This is a genomic window from Parafrigoribacterium mesophilum (assembly GCF_039652555.1).
Lineage (GTDB): Bacteria > Actinomycetota > Actinomycetes > Actinomycetales > Microbacteriaceae > Parafrigoribacterium > Parafrigoribacterium mesophilum.
The window spans coordinates 1-285 of sequence record NZ_JBDJAF010000038.1 but is presented as its reverse complement, the minus strand read 5'-3'; the positions used below and the strand labels follow the sequence as shown (position 1 = coordinate 285).

Genomic DNA, 285 nt, shown 5'->3' with positions numbered 1-285 from the left:
GTGGTCGGTGTCATCCCGCTGGCGGCGCTGGGCGGTGTGCTGCTGGCCACGACGGTGCAGATGATTCAGGTAGGGGCCATCCGCAGCATCGTGAAATCCTCCCGGGCCGACGCCGTCGTGCTCCTGGTGACGGTCGCGGTGACAGTGGCCGTCGACCTCGTGACAGCGGTGGTCGTCGGACTGGTACTGGCCGGAATCCTGGCACTGCGCGCAGTGGCCAAATCGTCGGTCGTGGAGCGGGTGCCGCTGGACACCGGCGATCACCTGCGCGAGGAACAGTCGTTG

At 67.7% G+C, this 285-nt stretch carries 1 pseudogene; it reads left to right on the top strand.

What is annotated here, in order from left to right:
- Positions 1-285: pseudogene (locus ABFX56_RS16000) on the top strand (sodium-independent anion transporter); the annotation flags it as partial.